The organism is Bradyrhizobium sp. IAR9 (assembly GCF_013408065.1).
Lineage (GTDB): Bacteria > Pseudomonadota > Alphaproteobacteria > Rhizobiales > Xanthobacteraceae > Bradyrhizobium.
In genome coordinates, this window is sequence record NZ_JACBZW010000002.1 from 248,280 (window position 1) to 268,377 (window position 20,098).

The 20,098-nt window shown below is 63.6% G+C and carries 20 protein-coding genes, 1 tRNA gene and 4 pseudogenes; 14 read left to right on the forward strand and 11 right to left on the reverse strand.

Going from position 1 to position 20,098, the window contains the following annotated elements; translation table 11 throughout:
* The first annotated feature begins 3 nt into the window (after positions 1-3).
* Positions 4-1,626: an ABC transporter substrate-binding protein gene (locus tag GGD67_RS06730; RefSeq protein WP_179731751.1), complete on the forward strand. Its 1,623-nt coding sequence runs from the start codon at positions 4-6 to the stop codon at positions 1,624-1,626.
* Here GGD67_RS06730 and GGD67_RS39155 read toward each other — a convergent pair.
* Together GGD67_RS39155 and GGD67_RS39160 are read right to left on the reverse strand one after the other, a co-directional pair.
* Positions 1,623-1,783 (reverse strand): annotated as a pseudogene (locus GGD67_RS39155) (IS5/IS1182 family transposase); the annotation flags it as partial. The gene GGD67_RS06730 and the pseudogene GGD67_RS39155 overlap by 4 nt on opposite strands.
* A gap of 12 nt (positions 1,784-1,795) precedes the next feature.
* Positions 1,796-1,937: pseudogene (locus GGD67_RS39160) on the reverse strand (transposase); the annotation flags it as partial.
* Positions 1,938-2,186: 249 nt separating this feature from the next.
* On the opposite strand from GGD67_RS39160, the gene GGD67_RS06740 reads away from it, so the two are divergent.
* Positions 2,187-3,221 carry an ABC transporter substrate-binding protein gene (locus GGD67_RS06740; RefSeq protein ID WP_018321494.1) on the forward strand — a complete coding sequence of 345 codons (1,035 nt, stop codon included), beginning with the start codon at positions 2,187-2,189 and terminating at the stop codon, positions 3,219-3,221.
* Positions 3,222-3,330: 109 nt separating this feature from the next.
* On the opposite strand, the gene GGD67_RS06745 is transcribed toward GGD67_RS06740, so the two are convergent.
* On the reverse strand, positions 3,331-4,674 hold the full coding sequence (locus GGD67_RS06745; protein ID WP_179731753.1) for a glycoside hydrolase family 3 protein: 1,344 nt from the start codon (positions 4,672-4,674) through the stop codon (positions 3,331-3,333).
* A gap of 188 nt (positions 4,675-4,862) precedes the next feature.
* Here GGD67_RS06745 and GGD67_RS06750 point away from each other — a divergent pair, with 188 nt between their 5' ends.
* From GGD67_RS06750 to GGD67_RS06760, 3 genes and pseudogenes are all read left to right on the forward strand, one after another.
* The gene (locus tag GGD67_RS06750; RefSeq protein ID WP_179731755.1) at positions 4,863-6,371 is read left to right on the forward strand and encodes a DUF4173 domain-containing protein; all 1,509 of its coding nucleotides are present in this window, start codon (positions 4,863-4,865) and stop codon (positions 6,369-6,371) included.
* A gap of 12 nt (positions 6,372-6,383) precedes the next feature.
* The gene (locus GGD67_RS06755; RefSeq protein ID WP_179731757.1) at positions 6,384-7,088 is read left to right on the forward strand and encodes a response regulator transcription factor; all 705 of its coding nucleotides are present in this window, start codon (positions 6,384-6,386) and stop codon (positions 7,086-7,088) included.
* A pseudogene (locus tag GGD67_RS06760) lies at positions 7,085-8,670 on the forward strand (ATP-binding protein). Before GGD67_RS06755 ends, GGD67_RS06760 begins: the two are co-directional and overlap by 4 nt.
* A gap of 83 nt (positions 8,671-8,753) precedes the next feature.
* On the opposite strand, the gene GGD67_RS06765 reads toward GGD67_RS06760, so the two are convergent.
* The gene (locus GGD67_RS06765) at positions 8,754-8,894 is read right to left on the reverse strand and encodes a hypothetical protein (RefSeq protein ID WP_018321489.1); all 141 of its coding nucleotides are present in this window, start codon (positions 8,892-8,894) and stop codon (positions 8,754-8,756) included.
* A 79-nt stretch (positions 8,895-8,973) separates the two neighbouring features.
* On the opposite strand from GGD67_RS06765, the gene GGD67_RS06770 reads away from it, so the two are divergent.
* The 4 genes from GGD67_RS06770 (at position 8,974) to GGD67_RS06785 (ending at position 12,708) form a co-directional block, all read left to right on the forward strand.
* Complete coding sequence (locus GGD67_RS06770) at positions 8,974-9,543, forward strand: alpha-ketoglutarate-dependent dioxygenase AlkB (protein ID WP_179731759.1); 570 nt, start codon at positions 8,974-8,976, stop codon at positions 9,541-9,543.
* Positions 9,544-9,747: 204 nt separating this feature from the next.
* Positions 9,748-10,164, forward strand: coding sequence for a DUF3606 domain-containing protein (locus GGD67_RS06775; protein ID WP_179731761.1), 417 nt, complete (start codon positions 9,748-9,750; stop codon positions 10,162-10,164).
* A gap of 237 nt (positions 10,165-10,401) precedes the next feature.
* Positions 10,402-11,331, forward strand: coding sequence for an alpha/beta hydrolase (locus GGD67_RS06780; protein ID WP_179731763.1), 930 nt, complete (start codon positions 10,402-10,404; stop codon positions 11,329-11,331).
* A 153-nt stretch (positions 11,332-11,484) separates the two neighbouring features.
* The gene (locus tag GGD67_RS06785; protein WP_179732240.1) at positions 11,485-12,708 is read left to right on the forward strand and encodes an ABC transporter substrate-binding protein; all 1,224 of its coding nucleotides are present in this window, start codon (positions 11,485-11,487) and stop codon (positions 12,706-12,708) included.
* Here GGD67_RS06785 and GGD67_RS39165 read toward each other — a convergent pair.
* Positions 12,686-13,048, reverse strand: coding sequence for a hypothetical protein (locus GGD67_RS39165; protein ID WP_246784345.1), 363 nt, complete (start codon positions 13,046-13,048; stop codon positions 12,686-12,688). The two genes, GGD67_RS06785 and GGD67_RS39165, sit on opposite strands and share 23 nt — an antisense overlap.
* A 67-nt stretch (positions 13,049-13,115) precedes the next feature.
* Here GGD67_RS39165 and GGD67_RS06795 point away from each other — a divergent pair, with 67 nt between their 5' ends.
* Both GGD67_RS06795 and GGD67_RS06800 read left to right on the forward strand, forming a co-directional pair.
* A complete protein-coding gene (locus tag GGD67_RS06795) occupies positions 13,116-13,742 on the forward strand; it encodes a LysE family translocator (protein WP_018316147.1) in 627 nt (208 codons plus the stop codon).
* A gap of 32 nt (positions 13,743-13,774) precedes the next feature.
* Entirely contained in the window at positions 13,775-14,866 is a 1,092-nt protein-coding gene (locus tag GGD67_RS06800; RefSeq protein ID WP_179731765.1) for an enolase C-terminal domain-like protein, read from the forward strand.
* A 29-nt stretch (positions 14,867-14,895) separates the two neighbouring features.
* On the opposite strand, the gene GGD67_RS06805 is transcribed toward GGD67_RS06800, so the two are convergent.
* Entirely contained in the window at positions 14,896-15,414 is a 519-nt protein-coding gene (locus GGD67_RS06805; RefSeq protein ID WP_246784344.1) for a RidA family protein, read from the reverse strand.
* Positions 15,415-15,503: 89 nt separating this feature from the next.
* Here GGD67_RS06805 and GGD67_RS06810 point away from each other — a divergent pair, with 89 nt between their 5' ends.
* A complete protein-coding gene (locus tag GGD67_RS06810) occupies positions 15,504-15,971 on the forward strand; it encodes an NUDIX hydrolase (protein ID WP_018316151.1) in 468 nt (155 codons plus the stop codon).
* Between the two features lie 11 nt (positions 15,972-15,982).
* Here GGD67_RS06810 and GGD67_RS06815 read toward each other — a convergent pair whose 3' ends face one another.
* From GGD67_RS06815 to GGD67_RS06825, 3 genes and pseudogenes are all read right to left on the reverse strand, one after another.
* The gene (locus GGD67_RS06815) at positions 15,983-16,468 is read right to left on the reverse strand and encodes an L-2-amino-thiazoline-4-carboxylic acid hydrolase (RefSeq protein ID WP_179731766.1); all 486 of its coding nucleotides are present in this window, start codon (positions 16,466-16,468) and stop codon (positions 15,983-15,985) included.
* Positions 16,469-16,541: 73 nt separating this feature from the next.
* Positions 16,542-17,078 (reverse strand): DUF488 family protein, encoded by a 537-nt coding sequence (locus GGD67_RS06820; RefSeq protein WP_179731768.1) that lies wholly within the window; start codon positions 17,076-17,078, stop codon positions 16,542-16,544.
* A gap of 32 nt (positions 17,079-17,110) precedes the next feature.
* A pseudogene (locus GGD67_RS06825) lies at positions 17,111-17,337 on the reverse strand (DUF2945 domain-containing protein).
* Positions 17,338-17,537: 200 nt separating this feature from the next.
* Between GGD67_RS06825 and GGD67_RS06830 the strand changes: the two are divergent.
* Complete coding sequence (locus GGD67_RS06830; protein ID WP_179731770.1) at positions 17,538-18,062, forward strand: DUF4440 domain-containing protein; 525 nt, start codon at positions 17,538-17,540, stop codon at positions 18,060-18,062.
* Between the two features lie 232 nt (positions 18,063-18,294).
* Here the strand turns inward: GGD67_RS06830 and GGD67_RS06835 are convergent.
* A tRNA-Val gene (locus GGD67_RS06835) sits at positions 18,295-18,369 on the reverse strand.
* 75 nt (positions 18,370-18,444) lie between these two features.
* Complete coding sequence (cpdR, locus tag GGD67_RS06840) at positions 18,445-18,804, reverse strand: cell cycle two-component system response regulator CpdR (protein ID WP_007597092.1); 360 nt, start codon at positions 18,802-18,804, stop codon at positions 18,445-18,447.
* Positions 18,805-19,130: 326 nt separating this feature from the next.
* Between cpdR and GGD67_RS06845 the strand changes: the two genes are divergently transcribed.
* A complete protein-coding gene (locus GGD67_RS06845; protein WP_018316156.1) occupies positions 19,131-20,021 on the forward strand; it encodes an N-formylglutamate amidohydrolase in 891 nt (296 codons plus the stop codon).
* Positions 20,022-20,098: the final 77 nt, after the last annotated feature.

The following is a 20,098-nucleotide window of genomic DNA, read 5'->3' on the forward strand; positions in this document are numbered from 1 at the left end:
CCCATGAGCAGTTCACCCTTCCATATCAGCCGCCGCAGCGTGGTGCTCGGCGGCGTGGGTGCCGCCGGCATAAGTGCCGTCGCGCCTTCCTTCGCCTGGGCGCAGGGCCGGAGCGAGACGCTGCTGGTGGTGCAAGAGCTGGGTCCGAACTCGCTGGACATGCAGGGCGTCGGCTCCAACCAGACTGTGAACGGGCTATCGTGGAATTGCTACGACCGCCTGCTCTCCTACGCCTCCAAGACGCTGCCGGACGGAACGCTGTCGTATGATCGCGAGAGGCTCGCGCCCGAACTCGCCGAGAGCTGGGAGGTCGCGGCCGACGGCATGTCCTGCACCTTCCGCCTGCGAAAAGATGCAAAATTCCACGACGGGACGCCGGTTACGGCCAAGGACGTGAAATGGTCGTTCGACCGCGCGGTGAAGGTCGGCGGCTTTCCGACCTTCCAGATGTCGGCGGGATCGCTGGAAAAGCCCGAGCAGTTCGCAGTCGTCGACGATCACACTTTCCGCATCGACTATGTCCGCAAGGACAAGATGCTGCTGTTCAACGTCGCCGTCGTGGTGCCGTTCATCATCAATTCCGAGCTGGCGAAGAAAAATGCGACGGTTGAAGACCCGTGGGCGCTGGCGTGGCTGAAGAACAACGAGGCCGGCGGCGGCGCCTACAGGATCGAGAGCTGGAAGCCCGGCAGCGAGACCGTGCTGGCGCGCTTCGACGACTGGAAGAGCGGACCGTTGCCGAAGATCAGGCGCGTGATCGCACGCGACGTTCCCTCCGGCGGCACGCGCCGCGCCATGCTGGAGCGAGGCGATGCGGACTTGTCGAGCGGCTTTGCGCCGCGCGATTTCGACCAGCTGATCAGGGAAGGCAAGGTCAGGGTGTCGGGCGTACCGATCCCCAATGCGCTCTGGTACGTTGCTCTGAACACCGCAAAGCCGCCGTTCGACAACGCCAAGCTGCGCCAGGCCATCGCCTGGGCGATGCCGTATGAGCAGATCCAGAGCAGCGCGTTCTTCGGCCGTGCCGTTCCGATGTACGGCGGCGCCGCCGACGTTTCAAAGCCAGTCTGGCCGCAGCCGTTTCCCTATGTCACCGATCTCGACAAGGCCAAGGCGTTGATGAAGGAAGCCGGCTTCGCCTCCGGCCTGGAGACGACCTTGTCGCTCGACACAGGCACCGCGACCGTCGGCGAGCCGACCGCGATCCTGATCCAGGAGAGCCTCGCCAAGATCGGCATCAAGGCGGGAATCGAGAAGATCCCCGGCGCGAACTGGCGGACGACGCTGAACAAGAAAGAGCTGCCGCTTGCGCTCAACCGTTTCAGCGGCTGGCTCGATTATCCCGAATATTACTTCTACTGGAATTTCCACGGCAACAACTCGATCTTCAACATCTCCTCCTACCAGAACAAGGAGATGGACGCGCTGATCGACAAGGCCCGCTTCACCGCGGACGCAGCCGAGTACGACCGGTGCGTGAGGGACTTCATCGCGCTCTGCATGCGCGACGTGCCGATCGTTCCGCTCAACCAGCCAATCCACGACGTCGCCATGCAGAAGGCCGTCACCGGCTACGAGTTCTGGTTTCACCGCGAGCCGGACTACCGTCAGTATGTGAAAGGCTAGGGCGTGGACCCATTACGCGCAGCCAGCCATAGCCGGACGGATGCGAGCTGGACGAAAGCAAGACGGTTGCTGCAAGCTTGTCGTAGCATGTAGCAACCCGACGACATTGCTTGATCCGATTGAAGAACCGTTCGACTTTGTTGCGGGCGCGGTAAAGATAAGGGCTGAAATCGCGCCATGGCTCTCCAGAACGCAAGATCCAGAAAATGCCATTGAGGACACGACGATCACACCCGCGGCACGCCGCGCGGCTCGTTCGGTAGCATCGACTCGATTGCAGCCCACTCTTTGTCGGTGAATTCGTAACGCATGATTCGCCCCCACGATAAGGGGCTTGAATCACGGCAAGACAGCCCAGTTCAGTGTGGCCCGCCGAAGGCGGTAGGTCGGATGCTATGCACACGAAAGCGGATTTATTGTGCTCACCCTGAGCTTTCGATCCATAGCGAGCGCCGACTACTTCGGGTAGCATCGGATGATCCACTTCTAGTCGGAGCGCGACGATGCCTCCCTCTAAGTTCAGATCACCGGCATCGGCCCAACGGGTATTGATTATCTGAATGCTGCGGACGATCCGCGAAAACCTCAGTAGAGAGGGCTCGAGCATGCAGCGGCGGAATTTCATCATTACACTCGGCTTGACCGCAATATGGCCGCCCGCTCTGCAGGCGCAGCAACCCAAAAAGATACCTCGAATTGGTTTCCTAACGACGGGTTCACTTGAGCAGACACGTGCGTCCCTCAAAGCCTTCCATACGGGACTCGGCGAATACGGCTATGTCAATGGTCGGAACGTAATCATAGAGGTTCGAGCGGCCGACTCGAAGGAAGAGCTACTGCGGGCTATCGCGAGTGAACTGGTAGGTCTCAACGTCGACCTCATCGTCGCATCGAATTCGCTCGCTGCCCGCGCGTTGCGGCAAGAGACGGCCACGATTCCCATTGTGGTGCCAGTTATGGGCGATCCGGTTGGAGAGAAGCTCGTTGCGAGCCTTGCGAGGCCGGGAGGAAATGTTACGGGTTTAACCTTCCTTGGCCCACAGCTTGTCCCCAAACGCCTTGCACTCCTGAAGGAAGCGGTACCAATGGCCTCGCGGATAGCCGGTCTTTGGCACCCCACTGCATATGGCGAGCGCACGATGACCGACATGATGAATGAGGCAGAGACAACGGCCCGGACCCTTGGAGTGCAGCTGCGCCTTGTCGCCGTGAACGGCCCCGGCGAGCTGGATCAGGCATTTTCCACGATCGCAGGAGACCACGTGGATGCACTTGTCATATTCCCGAGCCCGATGCTTTTCATTGAACGAAAACGCATCGTCGACTTTTCCGCAGAGCGTCGCCTGCCCATGATGGGCATCGGTAAGGAGTTTGCGCAACTCGGTGGACTAATTTCTTATGGGGCAGATATTATCGACTTTAACCGTCGCATCGCTGGGTTCGTGGACAAAATTCTCAAAGGAGCGAAACCCGCGGAGCTTCCCGTCGAACAACCAACAAAATTCGAATTATTCGTCAACCTCAAGACTGCCAAGGCGCTCAATCTCACGGTGCCACCTATGCTACTTGCTCAGGCCGATGAGGTGATCGAATGAAGCGGCGATTTCCGATTTTTGCCCTTCTGCGACATCGGGCTATATCCGCTATTCCGCCGCTGCTGAGAGTTTGAGCAGACGGCAGTCAGTCTCTTAATGAGTACACGCCTTAGTCCTGGCGGGCGAGGCTGATCGCGCCCGAGCCTACGCGTGCCTGCTCGACCGGAAACCCTCTTTCCAGCCGCGTCGCGCTGGCGCGCAGCATCGCCGCATCGAGCCTGCCCTGCCGAAAGCCGTCCAGAGCGCAGGCGAAGACTCGGTAGAACTGCGCGCCGTCATAGGCGACCAGCAGCAGGTCGACGCCGGCATTGATCGCCTCGACCACGGCCTTGCAGACATCGTTCTGGTAGATCGCACCCATCACGAGGTCGTCGGTCATCACCATGCCCTGGTAGCCCCATTTGTCACGGAGAATGCCATCGACGACGCGCTTGGAATGCGAGGCGGCGCGGTCGGGATCGACCGCGGTCAGCGTAACATGCCCGACCATCAGCGCGCTACGCGAATGCGACAGCACCTCGCGGAACGGAAGCCAGTCGGTGGCTTCCAATTCCCCGACCGGCGTATCGAGATTGGCACTAAAATGATGCGTGTCGTTGCGCACGCGGCCGATGCCCGGGAAATGCTTGAGCGTGGCACCGACGCCGGATTCTTCCAGCCCGCGGACATAGGCGCTTGCGATCGTGCTGACGACAGCAGGATCGGTTGCAATTGCGCGCTGGCCGATCAGCGTGTGAAAATCGAGACGATTGCGCCTCGCCGGCGGCTTGAGGTCGAGCACCGGCGCGAGATTGAGGTTGACGCCAAGCGCGCTGAGCTCATGTCCGTGAATGCGGCCGAATTCTTCGGCTTTGGCCTGCTGGTCGTCGGGAGCTAGCCCAGTGAGCGTCGCCAGCGCCGGCACCTTGGTGAGCGGCGGGGCAAGATGCCCGACGATGCCGCCTTCCTGGTCGGCAGCGACGACCAGCGGCGGCAGGCCCGCCGCGCGCCGCTTGTCCTGAAGCGCCGAGATTTCGGCACGTAGCGCCGCAATCGTCCGGCCCCGGATGTTGTGCCGGGTCACGTAGACGCCGCCAATCAATCCCTGCTCGGCCAGCCGCGCGACCTCGGGAAACGAGGAATAGCCGACCATGAAATGAGGCCCGAGCTGTCGCGCCTCGGCGGCGCTTGCGCTGAGAACGTCGTGCTTGCGCAGCTCGAACTTCAGATGTGCCGCGGACATCAGGAGCGGCGGCAAGCACCAGAGCGTGACCAGGAGCTTGCCCGCGATACTACGCCAGCGCCCGCGGCGCAGCAGGAGAATGACGATCGCGATGCTTGCGACGACAAGCGCGATGTTTCCGGCGCCGCGCAACGGGACCAGATAGGGATCGTTCTTGTTCGCGGCCACGAATGCGACCACAGGCGCGGCAAGCCAGAGCAGGATGAGACCGATACGGCGGAGGAATTGCATGATGCATCACGCGCTGGGAGTGGCGATGCTTCGCACCTATCAAAGCGATTTGCGCCGCGCGAGAGGCAAAAGCGCGCCTGCACGAAAACTGCAAAAGACTCCTGAAACCGTGCAGACGATGGTCCCGGCTTCTGCACAAGCACCGTTCAGACTTCGTGATGCCACCCATCACGAAAGGTCTTCTGGACATGACGAGCCTGGCTTCGACGATAGCAGCGGACCTCCAGCCGCTCAGGCATTCCTCCATTCCGGCCAAGCTCGGCCTCGCGCTGGTGCTGGCCGCACTGGCGGACTGGCTGTTCTATGGCCACCGGATCGGCCTATCGCTGGCCCTGTTTGCCGTCGCCACGGCTTGCGTGTCGGTGCTCTTCAATCACGCGGCCCTGAACCTGCGGCGCGCCCTGATCGCCACAGCCACTCTCATCGCCGGCCTCGCACCGGCCGTCGAGGAGCTCAACGCGATCTCGTTGCTGATCCTCGGCGCGGCTCTGCTTATCGCCCTGCTGCTGGCGACCAATCCGGAGACGACCGGGCTCGCCGATTGCGTCCGCGCGCTACGCAACTTCGTCCTGCTCGGCCCCTTCAGGTTCTTCCTCGATGCGCCCCAGGTGTTCAACGCGTCGGCGCTGACCCGCGGCATCGCGCGCTGGCTGCTCCCTGCAGCACTCAGCACGGTCTTCATCGCGCTGTTCGCCGCGGCCAATCCGGTGATCGAGCAATGGGTGTCCCTGCTCAATCCGAAACTCATCCTCCAATATATCAGCATCCCGCGCGTCCTGTTCTGGGCCTTGATGCTGGCGCTGGTCTGGCCGTTCATCCATGTGCGCTGGCGGCGCAAATCCATAGTCGCCACCGCCGTCGCGGACGGACCTGTGCCGCCGCCGCTCCCGCCGCTGGTCTCGGCGGAGTTTCTTGGCCCCTCCACCATCCTGCGCTCGTTGATCCTGTTCAACCTGCTGTTCGCCGCGCAGTCCACTCTCGACGGCATCTATCTCTGGGGCCATATGGCGCTGCCGGACAATCTGACCTATGCGGGCTATGCGCATCGCGGCGCCTATCCGCTGATCGTGACCGCCCTGCTCGCCGCGGCCTTCGTGCTAGTGACGATGCGCCCGGGCGGGCCGGCTGAGAAATCGCCAGTGATCCGCCCGCTGGTTTATCTCTGGGTCGGGCAGAACGTTCTTCTCGTCGCCTCCTCCATCCTTCGCCTCAACCTCTACGTCGACATCTACATGCTGACCTACTGGCGGATCGCGGCCTTCATCTGGATGGGGCTGGTCGCGCTCGGACTGGTCCTAATCGTGACCCGCATCGCCCTCAACCGGTCGAACCAATGGCTCGTGGGCGTCAATCTGATCGCGCTCGCGATCGTGCTCTATGGCTGCTCACTCGTGAACTTCAATGCCTTCATTGCCGACTACAATGTCAGCCACAGCCGGGAAGCATCGGGCAACGGCGTGCAGATCGACATCGACTATCTCCTGACGCTCGGACCGCAGGCACTCCCCGCCATCGACAGGGCCATCGCACTTCGGCCCGGCGCCAGCGAGAGCTGTCTTGTGTCGCGACGCGACCGCCTTGTAGAACAGCAGCGCCGGGATCTGGCCTGGCGGAGCTGGGGCTTTCGGAGCTGGCGACTGCAGCGCAGGCTGGACGCGCAGGTGAAAGATCAGACCGGCAGCCGGCCGGCAGGGTGAGCGGAGAGTTTCTTGGCGCATCGCATTCTCATCGTCGACGACGAAGGCCATATCCGCGAGGTCATCCGCGTTGCGCTGAAGAAGGCCGGCATGGACGTGATCGATGCGCGCGACGGCAAGGAGGCGCTCAGCCGCTTTGCCGCCGACAGGCCCGATCTGATCGTGCTCGACATCGGCATGCCCGAGTTCGACGGCCTCGATGTCTGCCGCGAGATCCGCAAGACGTCCGACGTGCCGATCCTGTTCCTGTCGGCGCGCGACGAGGAGATCGACCGCATCCTCGGTCTCGAGATCGGCGGCGACGACTACGTGACGAAGCCGTTCAGCCCGCGCGAGCTGGTGGCGCGGGTCAACGTGATCCTGCGCCGGCTCAGTCCGCGCAATGGCGAGATCAAGGCGGGTCCGGCCGCGCTGTCGCAAGGCAGCCTGCTGATCGATCCCGAGCAGCATGTCGCGACCTTTGCCGGCACGCAGTTGAAGCTGACCGCGATCGAATTCGGCATCCTGCGCGCGTTCCTGACCCGACCGACCTCGGTCTTCAACCGCGAGCAGCTGATGCGGGCGGCCTATCAGCTCAACATCCAGGTCTCCGACCGCACCATCGACAGCCACATCCGCAACATCCGCGCCAAGCTCGCCGCGCTGGCCTGCGACAACGTGATCGAGACCATCCACGGCGTCGGCTTCAAGCTCGGCCGCTGCGAGAAAGCGGCATGAGCGCGGCGCCCGACAAATGGCGGCCCTCGCTGGGGCTCGTGATCTTCACGGTGCTGACCACCGTAGGCGTGCTGCCGCTGGTCGGCCTGTTCTTCTTCCGCCTCTATGACAACCAGTTGATCCGCCAGACCCAGGCCGAGCTGATCGCGCAAAGCCGCGTGCTGGCTACGATCTATGCACAGGAGGTCACGGCCAGGCTCGACAGCGGCCTGACGCTCGGCGCGGAGGTGCCGCCGAACGTGCTGCCCGACCCCGGCGACCAGGTCACCCCGATCCGTCCAGCACTTGACCTGACTGCGAACGATCTGCTGCGGCGGCGGCCGGATGCGCAAGCCGCGCCTCATCCGGCGCAGGCGGCCTATGTCGAGATCGGGCAAGGCTGACGCCGATCATCCGCGAGACCCAGAAGGTAACGCTGGCGGGCTTCCGCATCCTCGATCCGCAGGGCGTCGTCATCGCCGGGCGCCAGGAGGTCGGCCAATCGCTCGCCCATATCGAGGAGGTCGCGGACGCGCTGCACGGGCAATACCGCGCCACTTTACGCAACCGCGTGCCGGACAAGCCGCCCCCGCCGATCTATTCCTTCAGCCGCGGCCTCGGCGTGCACGTGTTCTCGGCGATGCCGGTGATCGTCAACAACCGCGTCGCAGGCGTAATCTACACCACGCGGACGCCAAGTAACATCTTTGACCATCTCTATCAGGAGCGCGCCAAGTTCGTGCTGGCCGGGCTCGCCGTCATCCTCGGCACGATCGCGATCGGCCTGGTGTTCTCGCGGACCATCACCCTGCCGATGCGCGAGCTGATCGACCGCGCCGCACGGATCGGCCGCGGCGACCGCGAGGCCTTTCAACCGCTCCGGCATTACGGCACGCGCGAGTTCGCCCAGCTCTCGCACAGCTTCCTTGGCATGGCCGAGCAGCTGGCGCGACGTTCCGACTATATCGCGACATTCTCGGCCCATCTCACCCACGAGCTGAAATCGCCGCTGACCTCGATCAAGGGCGCGGCCGAGCTGCTGCAGGATTCCTATCAAGGCAGGTCTGACGGACTGACGCCGGCCGAGCAGAAGACGTTCATCGCCAACATCCTGTCCGACACCCAGCGGCTGGAGGCGATGGCGCAGCGGCTGCGCGATCTGGCGCGCGCCGAGAGCCTGCCGCAGAACGAGCGCACGGAGCTGGCGCCCGTCATCGCCGATCTCAGGAACAGATTTCCGGCAAGCTCCATCGAGGCCAGCGGCAGCCTCGACCGGGCGATCGGCATGTCCAGCGAAAAGGCGCTGATCGTGCTGTCGCATCTCGCCGACAACGCGATGCGGCACAAGGCCGAGACGATCAGGCTGGAGGCTGTGGACGAGCGCACGACCCTGCGTTTGACGGTGAGCAATGACGGCGACCCGATCTCGGCACCGAACCGCGACAGGATTTTTGATGCGTTCTTCACCACCCGCCGCGACCAGGGCGGCACCGGGATGGGGCTTGCGATTGCGCGCGCGGTGATGGCGAGCCATGGTGGCTCGATCAGGCTGAAGCCGACCAACGAGGGCGCAGCCTTCGAGCTGCAATTCCCTGTCGCCTGAGGCGCGATGAGGTCATCGCCCCTCAGCTTTTATTTGGGCATGATCTGCTCGGAAAACCGCTTCACACTTTTCCGGATCATGCCCTAGATCGCGAACACCCACGCCGCGACGATGGTGCCGATGGTGACCAAACCCGCGATGGTCCAGCCGGCGGCATATTCCAGCTCAGGATGACCGGTCGCCCGCATGATCTCTGCCGGATCGGCGGTATGCTTGTGTGCCATGACAGCCTCGCACGTTTCTTCCCGCGTCATATGTAAGTCGCATCAGCCGCCATTAGGTTCCATCACGGAAATGCGAGGCATGACGCAGCTTGGCTTGTTCGCCGTCCCTGACGAAGGCCCTACCGGTCTTCGCTACGCGGACAATTTTATCGAAGCCGCCGTCGAGCAAGGCTTGATCGGCCGCATCGCAACATTGCCGCTCGAGCGTTTTCAGTTCGGGGCGTTCGAGGGCAACCGCCGGGTGGCGTCGTTCGGCTATCGCTATGACTACACGCTGCAGCGGCTCGCCGAGGCGGAGCCGATCCCGGACTGGCTATTGCCCATCGCGCGTCAGGCCGAGGCCTGGGCCGGGCTGCCGGAGGCCAGCGTCCGGCAGATGCTCTGCACCGAGTATGAGGCCGGCGTCGGCATCGGCTGGCACCGCGACAAGCCGCACTTCGACAAGATCCTCGGCCTGTCGCTCGGCTCGGCCTGCAAATTCCGCTTCCGCCGCCGCAGCGGCGACAAATGGCAGCGCCACACGCTCGAGGCCCAGCCGCGCTCGCTGTACATGATGGAGGGCGAGGCGCGCTCGCAATGGGAGCACAGTATCCCGCCGGTCGAGGCGCGGCGTTACTCCATCACGTTCCGGACGATGAAGCGGGCCTAACGCGGCCGGCCATCAAAAAATGCGAAAACAACCCCATGCAAAGTAGAACGCCCGTTCTGCCCGAGGCGTGGCCACGCCGCACAAGGGTTTGACACATCGGTGCAAAACCGCCGGCTTGCGCAATCACCGCACGGCTTGCGTCTTGCCTTCCGAATCCGGTTGCATGCTAGATTGGCAGCACGCATTCCGCGGCAGGAGGGAAGCATGGCCGACAACAAGGCAAAGCGCGGCGGGGCCGATCGGGCGCTGATTTCGCTCACGGAAAAATATGAAGTCGCCTACTGGTCGAAGAAGTTCAAGGTGACCCCGGCCAAGCTGAAATACGCCGTCAAGAAGGTCGGCCGTTCCGCCAAGAAGGTCGAGGCATATATCAAGCTCCAGAAGCACCGCGCCTCCGACAAGAGCCGGATCGCGCTGAGCGAAGCCTATGAGGTCCGTTACTGGTCGAAGAGATTCAAGATCACCCCGGCCAAGCTGAAAGCTGCCGTCGCCGCGGCCGGCCATTCCTCCAGGAAGGTCGAGGCCTATCTCGCCGCCCGGAAGACGGCAAAGAAGAAATCGGCCAGGAAGACGACAAAGAAGACGACGAAGAAGGCAGCCAAGCGCAGGAGCGCCGCCTGAGACCTCGGAAGCCATGGTCACATGGGCCACGTCGTCGCCAGTGCGCCCGGAGGCCGCTGGCGGCCGGGCGCCAGCCGAAAATCTCGCACGCGACGGCAGTGGGGCTTTCGGGGTGATCGCTTTGCTGTCGCCAAACCAAAGGTGCCGTGAAATCGCCTCAAGGCGGACGAATAAGGCGAATTGAAAAGACAGGCCAAACCGGCGAACCAATATGGGGGGCGCAAAGGCCGGCACCAAATGAAGAATTATCTCGCTTTTTTCCTGTTTCTGACCATCACGACAGCATCCGCGCACGGCCCGTTGCCGGCGCGGCTGACGCCGCCCTCCGACCTCATCCAGACAGGCCTGACCGATTCCGACACCACCGCCGGCGGCACTGCGCGGCTGTGCGAGCAGGTCACCTTCTCGCGGGGCCTGCGCTACGGCGAAAACGAGGCCAATGTGCTCGACGTCGCCGCCAGCACGACCAAGGCGGATACGCCGCGGCCGGTGCTGCTGTTCGTGGCCGGCGACAGTTTCACCGGCGACCGCGCCGCCCCCGAGCTGTCGCGCCAGATCCAGGACCAGGCCATGTGCTTTGCCGCCCGCAATGACATGATCGGGGTGCGCGTCAATTATCGCCTGGCCCCCGCAGCGACCTGGCCGATGGGAGCGACCGACGTGGCGGCGGCGCTGTCCTGGGTTCACGGCAATATCGACCTGTTCAACGGCGACGCCCGCGAGATCGTCGCGGTCGGCTACGGCGCCGGCGCGTTCCATGTCGCAACCCTGCTGGCGCATCCCGAGCTCCAGGCCGACCGTGCCGATGTCGCTGCCGTCGTGCTGGTGTCCGGCATCTATCGCGCCGGCAAGGACGCCAGCGACAGCGAGAAGGCCTATCTCGGCGGCGACGCCAGCCAGTACAACGCGCGCTCGGTATTCCCCGGCATCCTCAATGTCGATGTGCCGATCGTGCTGGCCTGGGCCGCGGACGATTCCCCTGGCCTCGTGACGCAGGGCGAGACCCTGAAGAAGACGCTCTGCGGCGCCGGCCATTGTCCACGCAGCGCGCTGCTGCGCAGCCGCGACGGCATCGCCTCCGCCTTCGGATTGGACGGCTCCGGCGACAGCCTCGCCGAGCCGACCCTGCTGCTGGTGCATCAGCTCGAGGCGCGCGGGCTGCCGTAGCGGCGTGTCAGTACGCCTGCCATTTCTGTACGGTCCTGCGCTGTATTGAAGCGGGCTGCCAAGCCACACGATTGCCAAACGCCTGATCTAGATCAACTCGCCTTGGTGCGGACTGAGCCGACCTCGTTGGGGGCCAACGACAAGGTGTCGAGCATGCGCGTCACCGGCAGACTGCTGTTCGTTTTGATCGCCGCACTCGCGTCGCTTGGCGCGATGTCCGAGCAACGCGCGGACCAACCCACAAGCGACAAGGAAATCCGCATCGGCAATGTCATGCCGTATTCGGGAGCGCTCTCTGAATTCGGCGCGATCGGTCAGGCGGAGGCCGCCTATTTCGACATGATCAACGCGCGCGGCGGCATCAATGGCCGCAAGATCCGCTTCATCACGCGCGACGACAATTCCGATCCGTCGACCGCGCTGGAGCTGACGCGCAATCTGGTCGAGAAGGACGACGTGCACCTGATGTTCGGGTCGTTCGGCACGCCCGGCAATCTCGCCACGCGCTGGTATCTGAACGAGAAGAAGGTGCCGCAGCTTTTCGTCGCCTCCGGCGACGAGGAGCTGAGCCAGGCCAGGGCTTTCCCCTGGACCATGGGCTGGCAGCCGTCGATCCGGTCGGAGGGGCGCATCTACGCCAACTACATTCAGGCCTATTATCCCAGGAAGAAGATCGTCGTGCTCTGGCAGAACGACCAGTTCGGACGCATGCTCTACAAGGGAATCCAGGACGGACTTGGCGATCTGAACCGCCATGTCCTCGTCGACATCGCCTTTGACATCGGTGACGAGCACCTCGACGGGCACGTCTCGATCCTCAAGCGCGCGGGTGCCGATATCTTCGTCTTTCTCGGCGTGCCGTCGACGGCATCCAAGGTGATCAGGCTCGCGGCTTCGCTCAACTGGCGTCCGGTCTTCATCGTCAACGATACTTCCGCCTCGATCGCCAATGCGATGGCGCCCGCAGGCCTGGAGAATTCGGCCGGCGTGATCTCGGCGGCCTTCCTGAAGGACCCCAGCGACCCCGCCTGGAAAGACGATCCTGCCATGAAGGAATGGTTCGCCTTCATGGACAAGTACCATCAGGTCGAAAGCACCAACAACAGCGCCGCGGTCTTCGGCTACGCCGCGGCCGAGGCGTTGACGCAGGTGCTGAAGCAATGCGGCGACGACCTGTCACGCGAGAACATCATGCGTCAGGCGGCTTCGCTGAGGGGGTACAACCCTTCCGTCGCGCTGCCCAACATCAGGATGAATACCTCGCCGAACAACTATCTGCCGATCAAGCAGATGCGGCTGGTGCAGTTCGACGGGCGGTCGTGGCAGCCTTTTGGTGAGGTGATCGAGACGGCGTTCACGGAGGGGGCGGCGAGGTGAGGCCCACGTAGACCTTTTGGTGAGCCTCCTTCCTCTCTCGTTGCGGGAAGCGCACGCTTACCCTCCCCCGGAGGGGGAGGTAAGAGAGCATGCCCCACGGAAGCTCTCTCAGAACAGCAGCCCTCACGCGGGCTTGAGCGAAGCCAGTGCGTTTTCCAGCAGCGTGCGCCGCATCGCCGGATTTCACCACCGCGGGATCGGGATAGAGCTCCAGGCCCGGCGCGCGCTCGGTGATGACACCGCTTCGCTCGGCCGTCGCATCGCTCAGCGCGTCGACCGAATAGGGAATCACCTCGCGTCTGATGGAGACAGCTCTGAGAACCAGGAGCCTATGCCGCATCGAGGGCTTGCATTGAGAGACCGGGTCTGGCTGGTTCTAGCTCCTGACAATCAGACCGGAACTCACCATGATCCAGTTCGACACGTTGCTGACCTATATCGCGGTGGTTCTCGGCCTCTTTCTCATTCCGGGTCCCGCGGTGCTCTTGGTGCTCGGGCGCGCGTCTGTGGGCGGGCATCGCGTCGGAATTGCCACCGGTCTTGGCATCGCTACTGGAGACCTGCTTCACACCGCGATGGCTACGCTCGGATTGTCGGCGGTGCTGATGACCTCGGCTCTCGCCTTCAGCCTGGTGAAGTACGCCGGCGCTGCCTACCTCATATATCTCGGCATCCGCGCGCTTATGGAAAGAGGCGAGGATATCAAGTTGGCGCAGTCGCGTTTGGTCGACGCGTCGCTCGCCTTCCGGCAGGCGGTGCTGGCCGAACTGCTCAACCCGAAGACGGCGCTCTTCTTCCTGGCCTTTCTCCCACAGTTCGTACATTCCGAGAAGGGCTCCGTCGTTGCCCAGCTTGCAATTCTTGGCCTCATCTTCGTCATCATGAGCGCGATCTACACCGCGTTGATCGCTCTTGTTGCCGGGCAAGTCGCTGGCTGGCTCACCCGTCATCGCAGCATCGGCCGCTGGCAGGGCCGCGTCATCGGGGCGATCTACCTGGGTCTTGGCGTTCGCATGGCCTTGCAGCAAAAGTAGCCTGATCGTTCCGCCCCCGCCTGGAGAGACTCATGACCGAGACCATTCGCATCAAGCGCTTCCATGCGCGGCCCGTGATCGTGCCGATGAACCTGCCGCTGCAGACCTCGACCGGCGCGGTCGCCAAGGCCCCGCTGGTACTGATCGACTGCGAGACCGACCAGGGCGCCCGCGGGCACGCCTATCTGTTCTCGATCACACCGTCGGCATTGAAGCCGCTGACGGCGATGGTCACGGAAATGTCAGACCTGCTTGCCGGCGACGAGCTGTTGCCGTTCGAGATCGAGCGCAAGCTGACCCAGCGCTTCACCCTGCTTGGCCTCGCCGGCCTGCAGCGGCTGGCGCAATCCGGCATCGACATGGCGGCGTGGGATGCGCTTGCCCGCAGCAGAGGCCTGCCGCTGGCACGGCTGCTCGGCGGCGCGCCCAAGCCGGTCAAGGCGTACAATTCGAAGGGGCTCGGCATCATGCCCGCGCGCGCCGCGGTCGAGGAGGCGCACAAGCTGCTGGCCGAGGGATTTCAGGCCGCCAAGATCCGCGTCGGCCGGCCCGATGCGCGGGAGGATCTCGCCGTCGTCCGCGCGGTGAGAAAGGCCGTCGGCGACGAGGTGACGCTGATGTGCGACTACAATCAGGCACTGACGGTGACCGACGCCATCCGCCGCGGCGAGATGCTCGACGACGAGGGCTTGAGCTGGATCGAGGAGCCGATCCGCCACGACGATTATGCCGGCTGCGCCCGCATCGCCGACGCACTGCATACGCCGGTGCAGATCGGCGAGAATTTTGACAGCGCCTTCTCGATGCAGGCGGCGCTTTCCGCGGAAGCCTGCGATTACGTGATGCCCGACGTGCAGCGCATCGGCGGCGTGACCGGATGGCTGCGCGCCGCATCGCTCGCGCATGCCGCCGGCATCGAGATGTCCTCGCATCTGTTCTCCGAAGTGAGCGCGCATCTGCTCTGCGTGACGCCGACGGCGCACTGGCTGGAATATGTCGACTGGGCCGACGCTGTGCTGTCGACGCGGCTCAAGATCAAGGACGGCTTTGCGCTGCCGAGTGAGGAGCCCGGCAACGGGATCGCGTGGGACGAGGCGGCGGTTGCCAAATATCTCGTCAGATAACGCTGCCCGCTATGACCGAACAGCGGCGATCATTTCAGCTCGACCGGCGCCCCTCGCGGCAACTCGGCGACGCCGACGGACGTCCGCGTATGACGACCGCGCTCGCCGAGGCGTTCGATCAGCCGGTCGGAGGCACCGTTCATGACTTGCGACTGCTGGATAAATCCAGGCGCTGAAGCGACGTATCCAACGAGCTGCAGGACCTGGACGATCCGGTCCTCTCCGCCTGTGGCGTGATTGATGGCGGAGATGCAGAGATCAGCGCAAAGGGCAGCAGCTTCCTGTGCGGCCGCGATATCGACGCCTGCTCCGACCTTGCCCACATACAGCAGGTCTTCGCCGCGACGCGGCAGCTGGCCACTGACATAGGCGAGCCCGCCATGGATGATCACCGGCAAGTAGTTGCCGCCGGGCTTATTCACGCTGCTCATCTCAATAGCCTGCCTTCTCTTCATATCCGGCGGAGCGACGCATTTCGTCGCACGCGATAGCTCGATCGCACCAGCTCGCCGTGGCGGATGACCGGACAATGACAGGCTGCGAATCATGGAGCAAGCCTGCGAAGGTGATCAGGCCTGGCGTGAAGACCTTACTTTCGCGCATTGCACGGAGGCGGCGCGCGCGATAACGATCCGTCATGACCATTTGGCGCCCTCATCCCCACATCCGCGTCGTCGCGATCGGCCTGCACTGGCGGGACGGGCGCCTGCTGGCGGCCGAAATTCGCGACGATGCCGGGCGGATCAAGGGCGTACGCCCGCTCGGCGGCGAGATCGAGTTCGGCGAGAGCTGGCGCGCTGCGCTGATGCGCGAGCTCAACGAGGAGCTCGGCATCGACGTCACCATCGCAAGCGAGCCGTTGGTGCTGGAGAACATTTTTGTGCACGAGGGATCGACCGGGCACGAGGTGATGTTCATCTGCGAGGTGGAGTTTCCTGACGGCGCCTTCGCCGGTGAGGACCGCATCGACTTCCTCGAGGACAATGGAGAGCCGATCGTCGCGCGCTGGTTCAACCTTGCCGAGCTCGACGTGGACGGCGGACCGAGCCTTTATCCGACCGGGTTGAAGGATGTGCTGCTGGGAGCAAAAGACGGCGGGACGTGAGCGGCGCTCCCTCACCGGCCCTCGCCGCCATCGCGCCGATAGCGGAAGTCGCAATGGGACGCGCCTTGCATGATCGTCTGCGTCCGCGCGAGCTTGATGTCGGGACCAAAGCCTTCCGCGGTCGCAAAATCGGCCGTGCAGATCAGGAGGAAGCCGAGCTCCGGTTCGCCGAGCGCTTTATAGAATTCGGCATAGGCGCAGCGCTTGACGTCGAAGGCAAAGGCATCATGCGACTCCTCGATGACGTCATAGGCGAGCGCGTCATCGCGGGAGTAGGTCTTGAAGGCAGACGATACCGCCTTGCCGAGATCGGCTTCGCTCTCTCCCTGGCTCTTGGCCTTCCAGAATTCCTCGCCGAAGCCGCGATAGAGATCGCCGAGCGCCTTGCGCACCAGCGCGTTGGCGCGCGCCTCGCCGAGCTCGGCCTGGAGCGCCTTGACCAGCGGCACCAGCACCTGGGCCTGGATTTTTGCTTGCTCGATGACGGATATGCTCATGGGCGGGCTCGCGTCGGAAGGCCACATCGCAGCCAGGATGGAGCGCAAGCATAATCTCCGCGGCGAGGATTGGCTAACTCTCGGCCGGGTAGGCCAGGCGGCCGTCAGCCACGCCCCGCGCCACCGGGTTCATTTCGGCCGGTTTGACCTGCCCGGGACCGAGAATGTGGAACACCGTCTCGCCGGCGGCGAGCAGGTAGTCGGTGATGATCCGACGGTGACATCGCCACCACAATGTCTCCGCGCACATGATGGCGCAGCGCTGCACCTGCCCGACGGCGCGCAGATGTGCGAGCCCTTCGTGAAAGGCCGCGCCCATCGCGTGGTCGGCGTAATTGTAAAAGCTGACGTTCTGCCAGAAGGCATTGGTCTCGCGCGGCACCTCGCGCTTGCGGCTGCGCAGGCCGCCGAGCGAGGCAATGTGCTCGTAGCCGATCGAAGCAGCCGCGAGCGATTGCGGCAGGGTCTCGCGATTGTACTGCGGGTTGGTACGGGAGCGGGGCACGGTCCGAACGTCAGCCACGAAGGTGACCGCGCTGTGCTGCAACAATTCGAGGAATTCCTCGATCGAACGTGTGGCGTGGCCGATGGTGAAGAACGGATGAGCCATGGTGACACCTCGACCGCTCGGCTCGCCGGCCGTCAGCTTTTCAACGACCGCAATGCGCGGCCCTTGTGCAGGGCGACGTGATCGGTCTTGTCGCTCCTGATCTCGTACTGCGGATCGTCGGGCGTGGCGTGATGGACGTAGCCCTTGTAATCGACGTCGGCGGTGTGCACGCGCAGGATATGGCCGCGCACCCGCCGGCCTCGGAATTCCAGCTGACGTGGTCGCCGACGGCAAACCTTTTTCCGGGGGTCTTGGACATGGCGGATCAATGCGCGGCAGCACCGGCCTGTTCCAGGGGGCAAGCCCCCGACCGCGCGGGGCAGGCTAAATCCCTGCGGCAATCCACCAAGGCGTGGGCAACGAAGACGTGATGCAGCGGCGACCGCGGATCGCGCGATCCTGAAAGGTCGGCGAGGCGATCGATGATATTACGGCTATCATTCAAAACGAGAGGTGACCATGCCCCCTTCCGAGATGTCCCGAGGCTCCATCAGGCCGCGGCCATCTGCGCGATGCCGTCGTGCTGCGGCAGCGACCGCAGCGCTGGTGCTCGCCGCAACGTTCTGGTCAGCAGGAGGGGCGCAAGCTGCCGCAAATGACGCCGAGGCACGAGCCATCTTCGAAAAATTCATCGCCGCGCAGAATGCGCATGATGCGGACGATGTGAAGGTGATGCTCTGGAATTCGCCCGGCACGCTGTTGTTTGCGAGAGGCATCGAGACGCGAGGCCGCGATGCGGTCGCCACCCGCTTCAAGGCCTATTACGAGGGCACCTGGCACCTCGAACCCGACATGTCGAAATTCCACGTTGCGGTGATCTCGAACGAGGTGATGCAGATCCTCGTTCCAATCGTTTTCACACGCGGCCTTCCGGGCAAGCCGTCGCAACAAAATACGTTTCTGATCAGCCAGACCTACGTTCAGGATGCGACCGGCTGGCACGTCGCCTCCATCCTGCCGGTGGCGAACACGGAACTGAAATGATGGCCGGGATGGGCCTCTGGAGGGGCAACCCGGATTGCGCTTCGCTCCATCCGGGCTACGGGCTGCCCAGCGAAACCGAGCAAGACGCCCCAGTCCGTCTCCGCTCTTCGAGCTACGCCGGACACGCTTCGCATTGAGATCGTGGCATGCCGAGCCGTAGCTCGCGGCGGCAGCCCGCCTGCGCCCTTCGGGCTTCGGCGCGGCATCCTTCTCTCGCTTCGCGAGCGAAGGATGGTGGGCACGACAGGGATCGAACCTGTGACCCCTACCATGTCAAGGTAGTGCTCTCCCGCTGAGCTACGTGCCCTAATAGTCCACTTACGTCGGGTGGGGTCCCTATAACGGACGAGGGGACCCTGCGCAAGGACGGAACGGGGCCGATTTAGGCCGCCAGCATCTTGTTCACTTCGCTGACCAATTCGCGCAGATGCACGGGCTTGGACAGCACCTTGGCGTTCTTGGGGGCGTCCGAATCGGAGTTCAGGGCGACCGCGGCGAAGCCGGTGATGAACATGATCTTGATGTCGGGGTCGAGTTCCGAGGCCCGGCGGGCGAGCTCGATGCCGTCCATCTCCGGCATCACGATGTCGGTGAGCAGCATCTCGAACGGCTCTTCCCGCAACCGCTGATAGGCGGCCATGCCGTTGTCGTGGGACGAGACCTGAAAACCGGCGTTTTCCAGCGCCTTGACCAGGAAACGGCGCATGTCGTTGTCGTCTTCGGCGAGCAGGATTTTTGGCATGGCAGGAAACGTCGAATCCCCAGAGGATATCAGCAGAGCTTACTAAGCCGGACAGAGGGTAAATTTGGGGTGAAAATCTTAACCCCAAGCCGGCTGCGCTGCCGACTCCTTGTGAACCGGAATGCTGCTCGAATCAATCGAGCCCCCGGCGCATCCCCGCTTCCCTGCCCACACGGTTAAGACATGTTCCAGCGCCAATCACATCTTTTCGCTTGGCAGAATGGTTGCGATTCCGGACAATGACGACACATAAGAGCCGCATCGATCGGCCGAATCAATTCGATCCGGGGCCCGGATCCTGCCGCTAAGGGACGAAGCCTGAGAAGATGACCCGGTTTGACGGCGAGGTGTCGCCAGCCTTCGAGATCGTTGAGCCCGCGCAATGGCGCGCGCCTGTCATCTTCAACTCGCCCCATTCCGGCTCGACCTATCCGGACGAATTCCTCGCGGCGTCCAGGATCGACCTGCCGACGCTACGGCGGTCCGAAGATTCCTTCATGGACGAGCTGATCGGCCATTTGAGCGAGCGCGGCTTTCCGACCGTGCGGGTCAACTTTCCCCGCTCCTATGTCGACGTCAATCGCGAGCCCTATGAGCTCGATCCCCGCATGTTCAGCGGACGGCTGCCGAGCTTTGCCAATACCCGCTCGATGCGGGTCGCCGGTGGCCTCGGCACCATTCCGCGCGTGGTCGGCGACGGCCAGGAGATCTACCGCGACCGCATCCTGGTCGACGATGCGCTGGGGCGGATCGAAACGCTATACAAGCCCTACCACCGCGCGCTGCGCCGGCTGATCAACAAGGTGCACCAGATGTTCGGCACCGTGGTGCTGGTCGACTGCCATTCGATGCCGTCGGTCGGCGTGTCCCGCGACGAGCCGCGCCGGCCCGACGTCGTGATCGGCGACCGCTACGGCACGAGCTGCACCCCACTTCTGCCCGACCGGGTCGAGGAGACCATGACCGGCCTCGGCTATTCGATCGGCCGCAACAAGCCCTATGCCGGCGGCTTTATCACCGAGCATTACGGCAATCCCGCGAGCGGCCTGCATGCGGTGCAGCTCGAGCTCAACCGCGCGATCTACATGGACGAGCGGCGGCGCGAGCGGAGTGCGCGCTTTGCGCAAGTGGCGTCCGACTTCGGCGTTCTCGCCGACGTGCTCGCGACCACGATTCCGTTCGGCGATCTCGGCCCGTTCCAGGCCGCGGCGGAATAGGCGCCGGCCTTCCTTCGTCAGATCGTATTGCCTGTGATTGGCGCGAGCGCGCCTTCGCTTCGCTTTCGCTGCGCAGG

Coding starts and splice junctions, on each gene's coding strand:
- GGD67_RS06730 (WP_179731751.1), top strand. CDS start 4: ATGAGCAGTTCACCCTTCCATATCAGCCGCCGCAGCGTGGTGCTCGGC.
- GGD67_RS06740 (WP_018321494.1), top strand. CDS start 2,187: ATGCTGCGGACGATCCGCGAAAACCTCAGTAGAGAGGGCTCGAGCATG.
- GGD67_RS06745 (WP_179731753.1), bottom strand. CDS start 4,674: ATGCAATTCCTCCGCCGTATCGGTCTCATCCTGCTCTGGCTTGCCGCG.
- GGD67_RS06750 (WP_179731755.1), top strand. CDS start 4,863: ATGACGAGCCTGGCTTCGACGATAGCAGCGGACCTCCAGCCGCTCAGG.
- GGD67_RS06765 (WP_018321489.1), bottom strand. CDS start 8,894: ATGGCACACAAGCATACCGCCGATCCGGCAGAGATCATGCGGGCGACC.
- GGD67_RS06770 (WP_179731759.1), top strand. CDS start 8,974: ATGACGCAGCTTGGCTTGTTCGCCGTCCCTGACGAAGGCCCTACCGGT.
- GGD67_RS06775 (WP_179731761.1), top strand. CDS start 9,748: ATGGCCGACAACAAGGCAAAGCGCGGCGGGGCCGATCGGGCGCTGATT.
- GGD67_RS06780 (WP_179731763.1), top strand. CDS start 10,402: ATGAAGAATTATCTCGCTTTTTTCCTGTTTCTGACCATCACGACAGCA.
- GGD67_RS06785 (WP_179732240.1), top strand. CDS start 11,485: ATGCGCGTCACCGGCAGACTGCTGTTCGTTTTGATCGCCGCACTCGCG.
- GGD67_RS39165 (WP_246784345.1), bottom strand. CDS start 13,048: ATGCGGCATAGGCTCCTGGTTCTCAGAGCTGTCTCCATCAGACGCGAG.
- GGD67_RS06795 (WP_018316147.1), top strand. CDS start 13,116: ATGATCCAGTTCGACACGTTGCTGACCTATATCGCGGTGGTTCTCGGC.
- GGD67_RS06800 (WP_179731765.1), top strand. CDS start 13,775: ATGACCGAGACCATTCGCATCAAGCGCTTCCATGCGCGGCCCGTGATC.
- GGD67_RS06805 (WP_246784344.1), bottom strand. CDS start 15,414: ATGATTCGCAGCCTGTCATTGTCCGGTCATCCGCCACGGCGAGCTGGT.
- GGD67_RS06810 (WP_018316151.1), top strand. CDS start 15,504: ATGACCATTTGGCGCCCTCATCCCCACATCCGCGTCGTCGCGATCGGC.
- GGD67_RS06815 (WP_179731766.1), bottom strand. CDS start 16,468: ATGAGCATATCCGTCATCGAGCAAGCAAAAATCCAGGCCCAGGTGCTG.
- GGD67_RS06820 (WP_179731768.1), bottom strand. CDS start 17,078: ATGGCTCATCCGTTCTTCACCATCGGCCACGCCACACGTTCGATCGAG.
- GGD67_RS06830 (WP_179731770.1), top strand. CDS start 17,538: ATGCCCCCTTCCGAGATGTCCCGAGGCTCCATCAGGCCGCGGCCATCT.
- cpdR (WP_007597092.1), bottom strand. CDS start 18,804: ATGCCAAAAATCCTGCTCGCCGAAGACGACAACGACATGCGCCGTTTC.
- GGD67_RS06845 (WP_018316156.1), top strand. CDS start 19,131: ATGACCCGGTTTGACGGCGAGGTGTCGCCAGCCTTCGAGATCGTTGAG.